The following is a 556-nucleotide window of genomic DNA, read 5'->3' on the forward strand; positions in this document are numbered from 1 at the left end:
ACCGGCCACCCCTGGATGCCGGCACTACCCGCGCCCACCTGACCACGGACACCGAGCCGAGCGCACCGGAGGCCGAACGGCCGACCGGCGATCACGCCATGCCACCCACACCGCTGAATGTTTACGTGCCGGCGTGCCCTGCGGCCCGGAACTCGTCCGTGACATCATGCGCGAGCTGGACCTGCGCCCCTGCCAGCCCCGACCGTGGCGGGCCGGCCTGACCGAGCCCGACGACCGGGACCACCACATCCCCGACCTGGTCGGGCAGGACTTCACCGCCGAGGTGCCCGGCCGCAAGACCGTCGGCGACATCACCTACATCCCGACCTGGGAAGGCTGGCTGTACCTCGCCACGGTCATCGATTGCCACACCAGAATGGTTATCGGCTACGCGATGGGCGACAACTACAAGACCCCACTCATCACCGCTGCATTGCGGCACGCCGCCGCGCGCGGCGCGCTGCAACCGGGCGCGATATTCCACTCCGACCGCGGCAGCAACTACACCTCCCACGACTTCGCCACCACGATCGCCGAGCTGAATCTGCGCCACTCG

The 556-nt window shown here is 69.1% G+C and carries 1 protein-coding gene; it reads left to right on the forward strand.

From position 1 onward, the window contains the following. Nucleotides 1-166: 166 nt before the first annotated feature. The coding region (locus tag KME75_RS42335; RefSeq protein ID WP_219420726.1) for a DDE-type integrase/transposase/recombinase at nt 167-556 on the forward strand (390 nt) is incomplete at its 3' end.

The organism is Pseudonocardia nigra (genome assembly GCF_019396355.1).
Taxonomy (GTDB): domain Bacteria; phylum Actinomycetota; class Actinomycetes; order Mycobacteriales; family Pseudonocardiaceae; genus Pseudonocardia; species Pseudonocardia nigra.